Here is a 15379-nt window from a genome sequence, read left to right on the forward strand (position 1 = left end):
AACTATTTTAGATTCTTTTCAAAGTAAGATGGTAAATACTTGTTTTAGAGGTGTAATCTGAGTTTAAGATGTTCATGTTTTTACGTTGGTAGGTGTATTGTAATTCGATCTTATTCTCGGTAAAGTTTTTTACTTGTATCTCTTGGGTAAAGTCAGGAACTTTTAGCGTAATTACATTGTTTTCCAATAACCAAGTTGCAGGAGGGTAAATACCGTCAATACCTTTAACGTCTTTTGAATAGTCTATTTTTCCCCATTCGTTAATTATTTCTAAATCGAAAAAACCATGCGCATCTAGCTCATTAGGACTATTTATGAAGGTGTACACTAGAGAAAAATTACTTCCTATATTTTCTGTTTTTTCTATACTTGTAATTCCTCGTATTGAAGACTTAACAGTTTCTGTAAATTTTAATTGGGTTACTTTCCATTGTCCAACTAAATTTAACTGAGGAGCATTGTTCAGTTTTATTTCATTTTTAGTACATGAGAGTAGCATTAGTATAAAGGAAAATGAAAGAAGGGATTTAAGTTTCATAAATGAAATTTTGAATTGTTGAAGGCGCTAATATATTTAAAATTGTTAGCTTTGATATTAAACAATACAAATGAAGAAATTAATAGTTGCAAGTACCTCAACAGTTCATGGGAGTGCTTATTTAGAATATATTTTACCTACTCTTGCTGAATTTTTTAATGGAGTTAAAAGCATTGTGTTTATACCTTACGCTAGACCAGGAGGAATAACATATGATGAATATACTAGTATAGCAAATAAAGCCTTTAGTAAGATAGATATTAAGGTGAAAGGAGTGCATGAATATGAAAATGCAAAAGAGGCCATTCGAGAAGCAGAAGGGATCTTTACTGGTGGAGGTAACACTTTTGAACTGATAAATCAGGTTTATAAAAATGATATTTTTTCGGACTTGAAGGAGGTTGTTGAGAATGGTACTCCGTATTTTGGAACAAGTGCTGGAAGTAATTTATGTGGTGTTACTATGATGAATACAAATGATATGCCTATTGTATATCCTCCAAGTTTTAAAACCTTAGAATTCATACCATTTAATATCAATGCGCACTATTTAGATCCTAATCCCGATTCTACTCATATGGGAGAAACTAGAGAAACGCGTATAAAAGAATATCACGTATTCAATTCAATTTCAGTTTTAGGATTAAGAGAAGGAAGTTGGTTAGAAGTAACTGGTGATTCAATTATACTGAGAGGTCCTCATACAGCACGTTTATTTCAACAGAATAAAGAAGCATTAGAGTTGACTTCAAATAAAGATATTAAAGAATATTTTTAAAAAAAAGCTCCAAGTTAATCTTGGAGCTTTTTTGTTTTTATTATTTCTCTAATACGATAATAAGGTCACCTTTAATTTTGACACTAGTACCAGATTGACTTTGACTTTCATTAATTACTTGTTTTAAAACTATTCTATTAGCTTCGAAACTTCTAATTGTCAATTCAACTGCTTGTGTTGACTCATTAAAGATTAATTTATTTCCTTTAAGTAACCAATCTCCAGAACTTAAGCTAGGAACGGCTGTTGTTGGTGTTTCTAATACTTGAGTTTGACCACCAAAACTAGTTTTGGTAACAATGATAAAATTACCTTCTGAGGTATACTCATTAGGGCTACTTGTAAAGTTAAATGTAAAATCGAATTCTTTTCCATATAACTCAGTATCTCCTTTCACTGTAGTACCGTTAAAAGTTGTACTAGTTGTTAAGTCAGCTTCAAGTTTTACTAAGTTCCAGGTGCCTAATAAATCCTCAGAGGTTATGTTGATATCAAGATCATCATTTGATGAACAAGAAGTTAACAATAGGGTAGCAGAAATGAATAGCAATAAAATCTTTTTCATAATTATTTAGTTTAATTTTTTTGCAATAATATGAAATAATATTGAAATATTACTATCTATTTCTCTCGCAAGCTAAAAGAGTATTTTTTAATAGCATGGCAATGGTCATTGGACCAACTCCTCCAGGAACTGGTGTTATATGCGAAGCTTTTTCAGATACTTCATTAAAAGCAACATCTCCTACCAAACGAAATCCATTTTTCTTTGAAGCATCAGCAACACGGGTAATACCAACATCAATTATTACAACACCGTCTTTTACCATATCTCCTTTTAAAAATTCAGGGATACCTAAAGCGGCAACGATGATGTCTGCTTCTTTTGTAATTTTTGCTAAATCTTTAGTTCTACTATGGGTTAAAGTAACGGTTGCGTTTCCTACGTTTCTTTTTTGGGAAAGTAAAATACTCATAGGACTTCCTACAATATGACTACGACCAATAACAACTACGTTTTTTCCAGATGTTTCAATATTATATCGCTCCAATAGTTCTAAGATACCGAAAGGTGTTGCTGAAATAAATGTAGGCAGATTTAAGGCTAGTTTACCAACATTCATAGGATGAAATCCATCTACATCTTTATCAGGATCAACTGCCATTAAAACTTTTTGCTCATCGATATGGTCGGGTAGTGGAAGTTGGACAATAAATCCATCAATATCCTTGTCTACGTTTAAGATATTAATTTCATTTAAAAGTTCTTCTTCACTAGTTTCTTCAGGTAAACGAATCAAAGTAGATTCAAAACCAACACGTTCGCAAGCTTTTACTTTTGCATTTACATAAGTTAAACTAGCTCCATCATTTCCCACAATGATAGCAGCTAAATGTGGTACTTTTTTTTCTTGGTTTTTTAATTCTATTACTTCTAGAGCAATTTCTTCTTTAATGTCAGCTGAAGTCTTTTTACCGTCTAGTAAAATCATTTTTAGTGTGTTGTGTTGTTAAGTTGTTGTTGTGTATAAAGCAAAAGAGAAGCCGTAGCTTCTCTTTTTTAATTTTTTATTTCATTCCGCGCATCATTTGCATCATTTTTCTTCCGCCTCCGCCTTGCATCATCTTCATCATTTTGCTCATTTGATCGAACTGCTTCATTAATTGGTTTACTTCTTGAATAGAGGTACCTGATCCTTTAGCAATTCTCTTTTTACGACTTGAATTTATAATTGAAGGTTTGCTTCTTTCTCCAGGAGTCATGGAGTGGATAATAGCTTCAATTCCTTTAAATGCATCATCATCAATATCTACATCTTTTAAAGCTTTACCAGCACCAGGAATCATTCCTACTAAATCTTTCATGCTACCCATCTTTTTGATTTGTTGAATCTGATTTAAGAAATCATCAAAACCAAATTGATTCTTCGCAATCTTCTTTTGTAATTTTCTGGCCTCTTGTTCATCGTATTGCTCTTGAGCACGTTCTACTAAAGATATAACGTCTCCCATCCCTAAAATACGATCAGCCATACGATCAGGGTGGAATACATCAATGGCATCCATTTTTTCTCCTGTACCGATGAACTTAATTGGTTTGTTTACAACAGATTTAATAGAGAGTGCAGCTCCACCACGAGTATCACCATCAAGTTTTGTTAAAACAACCCCATCGAAGTTAAGCACATCATTAAAGGCTTTGGCTGTGTTAACAGCATCCTGACCAGTCATTGAGTCAACCACAAATAATGTTTCTTGTGGATTTACCGCTTTATGAATGTTAGAAATTTCATTCATCATTTCCTCATCAACGGCTAAACGACCCGCGGTATCAATGATTACAACATTTTTACCATTTGCTTTCGCATGCTTAATAGCGTTTTGAGAAATTTCAACAGGATTTTGGTTTCCTTCTTCGGCATATACCTCAACACCAATTTGTTCACCAACTACACGTAACTGATTAATTGCTGCTGGACGATAAACGTCACATCCAACTAATAAAACTTGTTTTGTTTTTTTAGTTTTTAAGAAGTTAGCTAATTTACCAGAAAAAGTAGTTTTACCAGACCCTTGTAAACCAGACATTAATATAACGGTAAAAGAACCACCTAAGTTAATACCTACAGTATCCCCTCCCATTAATTCGGTTAATTCATCTTTAACCAATTTAACCATTAATTGTCCTGGATTTAATGTAGTTAATACATCTTGTCCTATGGCCTTTTCTTTTACTCGTTTGGTAAAATCTTTAGCAATTTTAAAGTTAACATCGGCATCTAATAAAGCTCTACGAACTTCTTTTAATGTTTCAGCCACATTAACCTCGGTAATTTTTCCGTGTCCTTTTAGCGTATGTAACGCCTTATCTAATTTTTCGCTTAAATTATTAAACATGTATCAGCTTCATTTTAAGAGGCACAAATATAGCAATTTTGTAGTAGTTTTCTGGTTTTAATTAAGGTTGATTTGTTAAGGATAAAAATATTTAAAAAAACATCAATCTTTATGTTTGTAAGTGGTTGATTTTTCGTAAATTACATATGTTTTCCCGTTAGGTTCAAAATTTTTTACTAACAATTAAACATCCCCCCGGAATCATGAATTTATTCAATTTTTTCAAAGGGCTTTTATTAGCCCTATTATTGGTGTCTTGCAATGCAAATGAAGATATCGAATTATTAGACGAAGTTACTACTAATCAAGTAGATGAGAAAAGTTTATTAGCAGGTAAGTTTGAAGAAAAAAATAGTTACAATACCAAACCTATTAACTATAGAGGTATTTACATTAACAATTTTGAGAACGATATTCTTGGTAATTTTACAGAAGAAACAAAATTGCTACTCTGGTGTAAAAAACATCAATTTAAAGAAATTACGCTCTACACTGTTAGCTCTATCTTAAACAATTCAGTTAAAACGGAAAAACTCAATCAGTTTGTCTCTCAAGCCCACTTATTTTACAATATAAAAGTTTCTTTCACTGCAGCTAGTAAAGAAGCGATTGTAAAAATTAAAAACTACCAAATGGAGCTTGATTTTCCGTATTCTAGATGTGATGGTATTTTTACAGAATATGAATTTTGGAATAATAACGCTAATGGAGTTAGTTATGATTATTACAAAAATGATATGCTAGATGTTTTAAATAACATTGGTCCATCAATTTCTAAAAACTTTAAAAGTAACTTATATATTTCTGACTTTAATGACGCTACAGGACATTATAGCAATGATGAAGTTTTAGAGAATGTTGTTGATTTTTTAAAGCGTAGAAGAAATAAACATCGTTTGGTATTAGTAAATTATAGAGCTAATGCCCAAAATTTTCCTACTGACGAAAACTCTAATTATTATAAGAGAATTCAGGATTTAGCCAATATAGCGGCTGCAAAGAATGTGAAAATTAAGGTAATTGTTTTATATATGAGTCGTAATGATGTGGTACCTTCATTATATAATTATTTTGCAGATACTGGATTAGGTAATAATTTTGAAGATGCTTTTGTGTCTTTTAGACAAGGTTATAAAAATTCAAATATTAATAATAAGAAATTTTTAAAGCTTCAAGGTTATCAGATTTATAGATATTCGGATGCAAAGCTAGCGAAACCTTTAGGCAATGGAGTTGATTTTGATATTTCGGATAATGACGATGACGATGACGATGACGATGACGATGATGATGATGACGATGACGATGATGATGACGATGACGACGATGAATAAACACCAAGTAGTTTATACAATGATATAGCAAAACTGCCTTACTAATTAATTTCTTAATTGTAAGGCAGTTTCTTTATATAAACAACCGATTAAATTTATGATTAATTACCTATTTGATTGAAAGTATTTACTTCTAATGCTGCTGGATTTGAGGCTGTAATTTCAAAAATAGCATCATTAAAATCATTATCTCCATTTGGAACAGAGATATCTTCAAAGGCAATAACCACCGAGTTACAAGTTGTATCATGAAATATTATACTCTGTTGTCTTCCGCTTAAGTTATAATCTATATCAGTATGTTGTGAGTAGTACCCATCTGTAATTTTCCCATTTCTCCAACCATTTGCAATTAAAAAGAAGCTAACTACAGTTCCAGGTTCGAAAGTTCCTAATAGGCGCATGGTATTTCCTCTAATTAAATCTCCACCTGATCTTTCGGCAGAAGCATTGGGGAAAATAACAATTTTGTCTACTTGATCTGGACTAGATGGTTTGTTACCTTCTTGATAGGTATAATATCCTAGCACATTTTTGTATCCAGCACCTTCATCAATAAAGGTTAATCTTAATTCTGTAGATTCCTTTATGACCAAATTCTTCACGGGGTTGGTAAAATATTCGGGATGTGCTGTCATTGCATTTTGTCTTTCAGGTAAAACGTTTGCATAAATATTCGTAAGTAAAGTACTACATACTACTTTATCTGGTTCTAGTCCGTCAGGTTTTCCTCTACTACCATAAGTGGTAATAGTTTTATATTCATCTTTAGTGCGTTTTCTTAAAATTTTAAATCCACCACCTCCTTTTGCCACAAAAACCCACTCTCCATCAGCAATTATATAATTAGCAGAAGCTCCCTCTTCGGCCATGTCCCAATAAAATATAGGTTCAATATCTTCATTGTTTGTTGAAGGGTGCGGAGAAATAGAAATACCATCAGATCCGTTGGCTGTATATACATAATCGTTATCTGTAGTAACACCATTAGTATTACCAACGACAACCATATTACCTTTAGATTGGTTAGTAATGTTTCCATTAGTAACATCTACTAAAGCTAAACCGTCTTCACCTTTGGCGATATAAATTTTGTTGGGATCTAAAGGAGAGAATTCCATTGTAGATTTTCCTCGGTAAGTTTCAACAACGTTCTGATGTTTAATAGATCCAATATCAAAACTTGTAGTTTCTAAACTGTTGCCTACATCGGTTACTTTAATACTAGCATTATCACCAGTAACTAAGCTAACTACTTTAGATCCGGTATTGGTACCATTTACAGCAATATATTTTGCATCACTATAGCTTTCTGAATCAATAGCTTCTAAAGTGTTTTTGTTAAGCTGAACAGTTCCACCATGAGTTTTTCCAGAAGTTATATAAAGATAATCATTGGTTACTGCAATACCATTTGCAGAAGCAGATACGCCAGCTCCATTTAGAACATTGGATAAGTTTTTTCTTCGGAAAGTTTCAGAGAAAATACCATTGGTAGTTTCCAGTTCATAAAGTTGTGCACCAAGTTTAGAATCAGACATTGCTAACCATACTTTGAGTGCTGAAGAGCCACTTATAGTTCCAGAAGTAACAGCATTGATATCTGAATTTAAAAAGTTAGCTTGTGTGATGATTTGTGGAAAATTAGCATTTGTCAAATCAATTACTTCTACCGCACCGATATGGGTATCTCCTTGTTTATGGTAGCTTACATAAGCCTTATTATTATCAAGCGTTATATGAGTTGCGCTTAATGTTTCTCCACTCACTACCAGAGGAGCAACTTCAGCAACATGTTCCCAATAATAAAGTTCTTGAGTACCGTTTACTCCAGAGTTGCCTTTTGCATTCACTCCCGTTACGAGTGGAGTGATAGTTGCTGTTCTATTAATAAAAGTGATTCTTTTTGAAAGTTCTGAACTATTGTTGTTAATAATAAAAGGTTTTTCAGTAAGATTGGGCTCATTGTTTTCTATGGAAGGTGAGCTACAGTTAGATAAACTTAACAAAATTGTTAAAGCGAGTAGGGGGGCTAGTTTTGTGTTCATAAATAATATTTTTTAAGTTTTAGTTAAAACCCAGCTCTTTTAGCTTGGATAGAGGATTTGTAGGGGTTCCAAGGATCTTCAAAAGATCGTTTGAAAAAGAATTCTTTATAATATGCAATGGTGCGAACAATTCTTAAATACGTACCGGTGTATATAGACATTAATGAAACATATGGCCATAAGTATAACTCTTCTTTTCTACGTTCAGAATAGAGGTAAATACTAAACATTTGTACATAAGACATTACAAAGTATAAAGTGAAATTCATGGGAATAACAAACTTTAATTGACTTGTGTAATTGACAATTATATCTATAATATATATCCACCAAAGAATATCTAATATTACGTTGTAAAAGACATTTTCAGCTAATGAAAAGAAATTTGACCAGTTAAAATTTGAGTTAGGGAAGTAAACATCTTTGTGTTTTCTTACTCTAAAACGAATAATAGATTTGTCCCACCGTAACCTTTGTTTGGTTAATACCTTAAACTTAGAAGGAGCATTGGTTAAACAAATAGCTTTAGGTTGAAAGTAAATGCGGTACCCAGATTTTCTAATTTTTACAGTAATATCTCCATCTAGTCCTGGACCAATGTCCCAACCACCAATGCTGTCGGTAACATCTTTTCGAAATGCTCCAAAAGCTCCAGAGATGATTTTATAAATTCCCAGATAAGAAGTTACTATTCTTCCTACAGAAACTGTTTTTAGATATTCTATAGCCTGTAGCTTAGCACATAAACTGTCTCTATAGTTTCTAACCTTCACATTACCACCGACAGCACCAATCCTCTTATCTAAATAAAAAGGGATGAGTACCTGTTCTATAGCATCACAATCGAATGAACAGTCAGCATCTAAATGTACAATGTACTTTCCTTTACTATAGCGTAGGGCTAAATTTGCAGCAGACGCTTTACCACCTCTCATTTCATTTCTAAGAAACATATCTATGAGTCCTAGTTTTTCGAGGTTCTTACCAATTATAGGTGTATCGTCATCTGAGCCATCATCAACAATAATTAACTCAAAGTTTTTAAAGGTTTGTTCCGCTAAAGATTTGGTTAATTTATAAAGATGACTACCTTCGTTTTTACCTGGAATAATTACAGAAACAAAAGGGTTTTCAGTAAATAACTGTCGTCTAGCTTCTTCAAATTTTTCTTTTCTACTTTTTTGTTGTAACCAATAAATAAAAGCAATAATGTAATCAACAATGATATACCTAGTGAATTCAAATAATACAAAATACCAGAACACTCGAATAAATTTACCTAGTCCTACTACAAACCAGTAGTGAACGTATTCTGGCAAAAGATTATGAATACTTAGTATCATTGAGTAAAGAAATTATGTACTTGCTTTTCTGGTGTTATTTTATCATATCGAATTTCAATCTTTTGTTGTACATTTTCAATATTATCACTCAAGAGTTTAGACAGATTATATTGTATGTTTTCTAACCTTTCTAATTGATCTTCTCTTGTTTCTGGTAATAATAAATAGTAACAGTTAAAACTTTGTGAGTTTAAGATATCAGCTTCTTTTAAATATGATTTTATAATACCTGCCACTTCCTTTGTAAGTTCTTTTTTAACATCAGCATTTAACAATTGCAATTGAGAGTTTTGGAATGAAATTTCAACAAAATAACTACTACAATTCGTAGTTTTTACACGTTGAATTTCTTGTTTAAGTAATATTCTAAACAAAGAAAGACTTACATTACCAATACTATATTCTTGTTTATCATTTCCTGACTTTTCAATGGAAATAACCTGATTTTCTCCTTTTTGAGTTAAACTGTAACTTTGAATAGCTTTCTCAAGTAATTCATCCAGTTCATGTTCTGTTTCACAATCAATGCATAAAGCTTTCATGTTTGTATTTTGAAACTCATGATTACAGGTATTACAAGAATAAATAGTAGAGGGTTTATCATAGTCTATACCAATGTGTCTGAGTTGTTTATCACATTTAGGGCAATGTAATCCATCATCTACTTTAAAATCTTTCTCAGGAGCAACATGAGCACATACAAAATGATGAACCATGTCGTGAGGCTTAATATCAATTGAATCGCACTTAGGGCAGCATTCTCTAAAATTAACATAACTACTAGCACAGGATTTGCACAGATGAACATAATCATAAAGACTTGATGTGAGTAGTTTGTCTTCCGATAATTTGTTAAGCATGCTTAACATAGAAATCATTTCGGAGGGTTTGAATAATAATGATATATAAGGAAATTCGTATCCAATTAAACTATTTCTAGAGGTGATTGGACTAATGGTTTTATTTCTTGTAAAACAAAAAGCAAGTATTTTGTACTGAAGTAACTCTTGATGTGAATCTAAATCAGGAACAACTAGTTGATTAATACGTTTTTTAATTACTAAAACTCTTTGTATATAAGAAGATGACATGCTAATATCTACAGTACCGTCTGCGTGAATTTCAATACTTTTAGATAGTTTATACATGCTATTTATAAATATAGGTAGCAATCCAATTTTAACTTTTTCTAAAAGACGCAGTTGTTTTAAGATATCTAAGGCATGTTGTTTATCTTCTGTGTCAATAATAAACCCATCCAGATATTCTAGTTGCTCATTTTTTAACTCATTAATATGAGAAACCATGAGCAACGAATACCCATTATACACTACTTTCCTAGCGTTATTATTATATTTAAGTAGGTTGATCATTTTTTAGTTTTTTATGACTTTTTAGAGAGACATATAAACTTCTTCTGGAAATTTGTCTTTTTTATCACCTTTGATATCAAATATTAAGGTGTCTTTAGTCCCGTTTTTTAAATAATCATAGTATGCTAAATATTTATAATTTTCATGATCAACAGCTAGGATAATTACATCAAACTTATGAGCTGTATTATTGTTAACTTCTAGCCCATATCTCTTTTTAACTTCACTAGAGCTTGCTAAATAGTCTTGAATTAAAACTTTGAACCCTCTTTTTTGTAATTCTAAGCAAAGTTCAGCAGTCTTAGAGTTTCTAATGTCATTCACATTTTCTTTAAAAGTGATTCCTTTCACTAATATTGAAAATTCATCTTTCAAATGTTTCTTATTTTGAAGTCTATATTCAATTCTATTAGCAATGTGTGGAACCATACTTTCGTTTACTTCTCTGGCTTGTTGAAGTAATCTAGGGGTGTAATGGTTTTTACGAGCTTTACTAATCAAATAGTATGGATCCACACCTATACAATGACCACCAACCAATCCTGGGAAGTAGTTATGAAAATTCCATTTGGTTCCTGCAGCTTCTAAAACATCTTTTGTATTAATATCTAATACAGCAAATATTTTAGACAGTTCATTCATTAAACTAATATTAACATCACGTTGTACATTTTCAACAACTTTGGCTGATTCTGCAACTTTAATGCTAGGAGCTTTATGTACACCTGCTGTTACTACAGTTTCATATATATCGGCAACTAACTCTAAAGTTTCAGGAGTACTTCCAGAGACAATCTTTTTGATTTTAGTAAAAGTTCTTTGAGTATCTCCAGGGTTTATTCTCTCAGGTGAATATCCTACTGTAAATTCTCTGTTGAATTTAAGATCTGAAATTCTTTCTAAAATAGGCACACAAACTTCCTCTGTACAGCCAGGATAAACTGTTGATTCGTAAATGACACAGTCTCCTTTCTTTAAGAATTGTGCAATCGTGGCAGTAGCTGCTTTTATTGGTTTTAAATCTGGCTCTTTTGAAGCATCTATAGGGGTTGGTACAGCTACAATATAAACTTTAGCGTTTTTTAAATCACTTATAGTTGAGGTAAACTGAATATCCTTGTTTTCAAACTCATCAAAGTCAATTTCTTTACAAGGATCAATTTTGTTATTCAGGCTATTTATTTTTTTTGAGTTAATATCAAAACCTGTTACTCTAAATTTTGCTGCTATATTCAAAGCTAAAGGTAGTCCTACGTAGCCTAAACCGACCACAGCAATGGTTTCTTCTTTTTTAATTAGTTTGTGATAAAATTCACTTTTTTTGTATGCGATAAACGGGTACTTGCTTTCTAATAATTGTAGAGAGTCTTGTAGTTTTGGTAATGATGTCATAATTGGTTGTTTTAATAAGGTCCATTATTTTATTTTTAGTAGGTTATTCTAGGTTTATTCTAAAAAGGAAACCTTTTCAAGGAGGTAATCTTGTTTTCATAAGTATAGTTTTAAATTTTATTGATTTTTACCTTAAGATTTAGTTTGTAATACCTTCCCCAGTCAGGTATTTCTTCTTTATCTAGAGGTATTATTTCGGCCAAAATGTTTCGTTCAGTTGGCTCATATTTTTTTTGAAATTCAGTGGGTGCTTTGTAGGTAGAGATATATAATTTGTTAATGATACCTTTTGAAAGAGATTTGTCTGGAAACTCTACATATACTAAACTTCCTTTTTTGACTCTAGCAATATCCTTAATGTTGAAATAGGCTTTGATAAATACCTTTTCTACATTATGTATGGTCATAACATTTTCTGTTTTGTAACAAACTTCTTCGCTGTTCTTTAATATTTGTCCTATAATGCCTGTAATAGGGGAGTTATAGGTGTTTGTAAAGTTTTGATCCCCAGAGTTTATATTGTTGTTGTTTCCTTTATTACGAGTGTCTTTTTTTAAAAGTGACAGTAAGTATATTTCATTCTTTAAAAGGTCGATATCACCTTTTAATTTTAGTTTTTGGTTAATGATTTCATCAACTTTGTTTTTAGTATAAACATCTAACAGTACTAGTTTGATGATTTGTTTTTCTTGAGCCTCTATAAGTTTCAATCGATTTATTAAATGTTGTAGTTTGACATATTTTAAGCGTATTTGGCGTAGTATGTCATCATAGTCAGATGAATATTTCTCTTTTTTATCAATGTTCTTCAAAACAATAGAGGCATCACTGTCAAAATCATCTTGGAAATAGTTAAAGAGGTTCGTGTTTAGTTGAACAGTATCCCCTTCATTAATGAAAATTTCCTTTACGCGAATGTCATTGGTAAAGTTTACATCTACTTTTTCCATAAGCATTTGCCCATTTCCATAAACCCAAACTGTTTTTTTGTAAATGAAACTTCCTAACCAAATAATTAAAAGAATCAGCAAAATGAAGTATAAAACTCTGTCAAAGTTGAGTTTCTTCTTCTTTATTTTAGGCTCTTTTAATGTTCTAATTATAGCCTTGCCTTTTTTGTAACTAAATTTTTTCATTAGAATATTCTTTTAAGTTCTTTTTGAAGGTATTGGACTACGGTTGTAAATTTTTCATTTTCAAATACCGTTTTGAAAGGAATATTGTTTTTGGTCAAATAATTTTTAGCGCTCAAGTCATTATGAAGGACATAAATTATTTTTTGTTGTTTAGCTTCCAATATTTGCAGTTGAAATTTTAGCGAATAATTCTCATTTGATTGCACTAGTAAAGAGGGGTTGGTTTCTTGAAAAGTGTAATAATAAGGGGTTACTAAGCTGTTAATATTTGTACTATTATGTAATTCATATACATGAGATAAAATCGTGTATAATTGACGTTTAACTTGAATTATGTTCTGTAATATTTTAAATTGTTCTTCTATTAATCCTAAAATTAAGTATCCGGTTTCTTCATTATCGAATTCCTCTTTAATAACCTTTAATATTCGAATTCGTTCATTCGTAACATCCCAGTTCTTGTATTGATTTTGTAAGTCTTTTAATTTTTCATTGTAGGCATTTACTTGAGTAATTACTCTATTTAATTTTCCCACTTCTTTATCTGCAAGTCTGGCATCGACTAAATCTAGCTCTTGCTTGATGATTTTTTTTCTATGGTTAAAACGAATTGGAGCTTTAAAGCGAATACCAACACTTGGATAATATTGATCTGTTGAGGTGGTAATTAGATAGTTTTGACTTGCATAAATAGATAAAGAATACTTATTAATAGCTCTATGCTTCAAAACAACATTTTCTTGTAAATAGGGAGTTTCATCTAGACGCATATTTCGAAGCTGCAAACTGTCAATACTTAAGATAAACAAAGGAAGCTTGTTTACGTTTCTATTGGTTATAGAAACACTATCTTTTATAATTTTATTTTCTTTTTGAATAACATCAATCTGTTTTTTTAGGATATGAATTTGGTTTCCAACTTTTATTAAAGGTTCTCGTTTTATTAATTTTTTGCTATAAACATTGTTTAGGAAATCGAAATATTGATTTTCGAAGTCTAGAAATTTTTCAAATAAGCTTAAAGCTTCCTTATTATAAATATAACTGTAGTCAATTCTAAACTGTCTGCGCCAAAGTACTTTTTGTGCTTTTAAGTTTTGATATTTTAATATACCTATTTCATTACATAGCTGTTTAGATTTGGTTTTGTTATGTACGAATCCGCTTTTAAGAATATTCCATTCAAGTTCAAAGTTTACACGTCCAACAGTAAATATGTTTGTTTCAGACTCTAAAATGTTTCTAAAATTATAGTTGGCATTGGCTTTAAATACAAGCCCAACATCTTGTAAAAACTGTGAAGCTTCTAATTGTTTTAAATTGATAAGAATACTATTGCTATTTCTTGAGTCATCTAACTCCGTCGAAAACTGAAATAAGTTTTCACTTTGCAACGTTTGTGAAAAATCGAGCGTGCTCTTAGCTTCCTTATAAATTAATTCAGAATTCAGAATTAAATTATCTAAAGACTGGGAACGAATAGAAAATGGTATGGATACGAATAGAATAAACATATATTTTAATAATCGATTTTCTAACAATATTCTCTTTTTTATGTACGCTACCTTATGGCACGTACGTTAACATAACCGCGTGCTTATACAGTTTAAAAGTTTTTACTTTTAAATTTAAGGGGGAGTGAAAAATCTATTGATTTAATGTGTCAGATAACAAAGGTTATCAGGGTTTAAAAATTCATGAAAACCTAAATAAATTGTAAAATGATAAGAAATGTGATTTAAGAAACATTAGGCTCACCTTCTTAGGTGAAGAATTGTAAGCAGGATTTTCTGCTTTTTTTGAATTTCGATAGGACGTATTTTTCCTATCTATAAATAAGTAATTTCTCATAGTTGCGGGGGGCTAAATTAAACTTACTTTCTATAGTTAATACTATTGTAGAGTGCTTGTTTTCAGTGCTCTATAATCTAAATATAGGGCAAGAAACCAAAATATAAAAAAAACGGTTGTTTTTTTCGATGAATGGAAGTAAAGATGATAATATTTACTAATTATAGTGTTTTAACAACTTGGTATGGTGTTCTGTATGGTAGGCAGTCCACATGATTATTTCTCGTATGGGCATTTTACCCATTAATGGATGAGGGAGTATAAGATTGTCTAAATCTTTGTCTTTCCATTTGTTTGTTTTATGCTGTAGCTTTTTGTTCTGTATTTCAAGTGTGGTTAACAGTTGGTTATATTTTTCTAGGTTGGGAGTTGTAACTTTGCTGTTAAAAGCTCTAGCTCTATCTTGGTTTTTAGAAAGTTTCTCCTGATACCTTTTAACAATATCTTCATATGGACGAACAGCTCTATTTGATTTTCCGAATTTATACTTTAAAATAAACTTAGGAAAACTCAACGCGTGATTTACCTTTTTAATAGAATCAACCAGATGAACAATATGTTGTCCTGTTGACCATTTATTATTAGGTTCTTTGTTAAAAGCATCTTCAGGTTGATTTTGAATCCAATCAAATAATTCTTGATGTTTTTCTTCTAATAATGCGGTGATGTTTTCCTTTGTCATTGATAT

The 15379-nt window shown here is 31.2% G+C and carries 13 protein-coding genes; 2 read left to right on the forward strand and 11 right to left on the reverse strand.

Annotated elements, in window-relative coordinates:
* Positions 1-7: 7 nt before the first annotated feature.
* Positions 8-538 carry a hypothetical protein gene (locus tag ABNT22_RS09105; protein WP_348717377.1) on the reverse strand — a complete coding sequence of 177 codons (531 nt, stop codon included), beginning with the start codon at positions 536-538 and terminating at the stop codon, positions 8-10.
* A gap of 70 nt (positions 539-608) precedes the next feature.
* On the opposite strand from ABNT22_RS09105, the gene pepE reads away from it, so the two are divergent.
* Positions 609-1316, forward strand: a complete 708-nt coding sequence (gene pepE / locus ABNT22_RS09110; RefSeq protein WP_348717375.1) for a dipeptidase PepE — start codon at positions 609-611, stop codon at positions 1314-1316.
* 40 nt (positions 1317-1356) lie between these two features.
* Here pepE and ABNT22_RS09115 read toward each other — a convergent pair whose 3' ends face one another.
* From ABNT22_RS09115 to ffh, 3 genes are all read right to left on the reverse strand, one after another.
* Positions 1357-1881 carry a hypothetical protein gene (locus ABNT22_RS09115; protein ID WP_348717373.1) on the reverse strand — a complete coding sequence of 175 codons (525 nt, stop codon included), beginning with the start codon at positions 1879-1881 and terminating at the stop codon, positions 1357-1359.
* Positions 1882-1933: 52 nt separating this feature from the next.
* A complete protein-coding gene (folD, locus tag ABNT22_RS09120) occupies positions 1934-2809 on the reverse strand; it encodes a bifunctional methylenetetrahydrofolate dehydrogenase/methenyltetrahydrofolate cyclohydrolase FolD (RefSeq protein WP_348717371.1) in 876 nt (291 codons plus the stop codon).
* A gap of 76 nt (positions 2810-2885) precedes the next feature.
* Entirely contained in the window at positions 2886-4214 is a 1329-nt protein-coding gene (gene ffh / locus ABNT22_RS09125) for a signal recognition particle protein (RefSeq protein WP_348717369.1), read from the reverse strand.
* Between the two features lie 203 nt (positions 4215-4417).
* On the opposite strand from ffh, the gene ABNT22_RS09130 reads away from it, so the two are divergent.
* The gene (locus tag ABNT22_RS09130) at positions 4418-5548 is read left to right on the forward strand and encodes a hypothetical protein (protein ID WP_348717367.1); all 1131 of its coding nucleotides are present in this window, start codon (positions 4418-4420) and stop codon (positions 5546-5548) included.
* 101 nt (positions 5549-5649) lie between these two features.
* On the opposite strand, the gene ABNT22_RS09135 is transcribed toward ABNT22_RS09130, so the two are convergent.
* The 7 genes from ABNT22_RS09135 to ABNT22_RS09165 all read right to left on the reverse strand — a co-directional run bounded on the left by ABNT22_RS09135 (position 5650) and on the right by ABNT22_RS09165 (position 15373).
* On the reverse strand, positions 5650-7596 hold the full coding sequence (locus ABNT22_RS09135; protein WP_348717365.1) for a DUF4114 domain-containing protein: 1947 nt from the start codon (positions 7594-7596) through the stop codon (positions 5650-5652).
* Positions 7597-7619: 23 nt separating this feature from the next.
* Entirely contained in the window at positions 7620-8939 is a 1320-nt protein-coding gene (locus tag ABNT22_RS09140) for a glycosyltransferase (protein ID WP_348721669.1), read from the reverse strand.
* Positions 8936-10312, reverse strand: a complete 1377-nt coding sequence (locus ABNT22_RS09145) for a hypothetical protein (RefSeq protein WP_348717361.1) — start codon at positions 10310-10312, stop codon at positions 8936-8938. The genes ABNT22_RS09140 and ABNT22_RS09145 overlap by 4 nt, the downstream gene beginning before the upstream one ends.
* Before the next feature lie 21 nt (positions 10313-10333).
* Entirely contained in the window at positions 10334-11704 is a 1371-nt protein-coding gene (locus ABNT22_RS09150; RefSeq protein ID WP_348717359.1) for a nucleotide sugar dehydrogenase, read from the reverse strand.
* A gap of 110 nt (positions 11705-11814) precedes the next feature.
* Positions 11815-12840 (reverse strand): HlyD family efflux transporter periplasmic adaptor subunit, encoded by a 1026-nt coding sequence (locus tag ABNT22_RS09155; RefSeq protein ID WP_348717357.1) that lies wholly within the window; start codon positions 12838-12840, stop codon positions 11815-11817.
* Positions 12840-14354 carry a hypothetical protein gene (locus tag ABNT22_RS09160; RefSeq protein ID WP_348717355.1) on the reverse strand — a complete coding sequence of 505 codons (1515 nt, stop codon included), beginning with the start codon at positions 14352-14354 and terminating at the stop codon, positions 12840-12842. The genes ABNT22_RS09155 and ABNT22_RS09160 overlap by 1 nt, the downstream gene beginning before the upstream one ends.
* A 494-nt stretch (positions 14355-14848) precedes the next feature.
* Complete coding sequence (locus ABNT22_RS09165) at positions 14849-15373, reverse strand: DinB family protein (protein ID WP_348717353.1); 525 nt, start codon at positions 15371-15373, stop codon at positions 14849-14851.
* Positions 15374-15379: the final 6 nt, after the last annotated feature.

The organism is Tenacibaculum sp. 190130A14a (genome assembly GCF_964048965.1).
Lineage (GTDB): Bacteria > Bacteroidota > Bacteroidia > Flavobacteriales > Flavobacteriaceae > Polaribacter > Polaribacter polynesiense.

What these genes read in the sequence shown, in the direction of transcription:
- ABNT22_RS09130 (WP_348717367.1), top strand. Translation starts at nt 4,418, where the DNA reads ATGAATTTATTCAATTTTTTCAAAGGGCTTTTATTAGCCCTATTATTG.
- pepE (WP_348717375.1), top strand. Translation starts at nt 609, where the DNA reads ATGAAGAAATTAATAGTTGCAAGTACCTCAACAGTTCATGGGAGTGCT.
- ABNT22_RS09145 (WP_348717361.1), bottom strand. Translation starts at nt 10,312, where the DNA reads ATGATCAACCTACTTAAATATAATAATAACGCTAGGAAAGTAGTGTAT.
- ABNT22_RS09160 (WP_348717355.1), bottom strand. Translation starts at nt 14,354, where the DNA reads ATGTTTATTCTATTCGTATCCATACCATTTTCTATTCGTTCCCAGTCT.
- ABNT22_RS09105 (WP_348717377.1), bottom strand. Translation starts at nt 538, where the DNA reads ATGAAACTTAAATCCCTTCTTTCATTTTCCTTTATACTAATGCTACTC.
- folD (WP_348717371.1), bottom strand. Translation starts at nt 2,809, where the DNA reads ATGATTTTACTAGACGGTAAAAAGACTTCAGCTGACATTAAAGAAGAA.
- ABNT22_RS09150 (WP_348717359.1), bottom strand. Translation starts at nt 11,704, where the DNA reads ATGACATCATTACCAAAACTACAAGACTCTCTACAATTATTAGAAAGC.
- ABNT22_RS09135 (WP_348717365.1), bottom strand. Translation starts at nt 7,596, where the DNA reads ATGAACACAAAACTAGCCCCCCTACTCGCTTTAACAATTTTGTTAAGT.
- ABNT22_RS09155 (WP_348717357.1), bottom strand. Translation starts at nt 12,840, where the DNA reads ATGAAAAAATTTAGTTACAAAAAAGGCAAGGCTATAATTAGAACATTA.
- ffh (WP_348717369.1), bottom strand. Translation starts at nt 4,214, where the DNA reads ATGTTTAATAATTTAAGCGAAAAATTAGATAAGGCGTTACATACGCTA.
- ABNT22_RS09165 (WP_348717353.1), bottom strand. Translation starts at nt 15,373, where the DNA reads ATGACAAAGGAAAACATCACCGCATTATTAGAAGAAAAACATCAAGAA.
- ABNT22_RS09140 (WP_348721669.1), bottom strand. Translation starts at nt 8,939, where the DNA reads ATGATACTAAGTATTCATAATCTTTTGCCAGAATACGTTCACTACTGG.
- ABNT22_RS09115 (WP_348717373.1), bottom strand. Translation starts at nt 1,881, where the DNA reads ATGAAAAAGATTTTATTGCTATTCATTTCTGCTACCCTATTGTTAACT.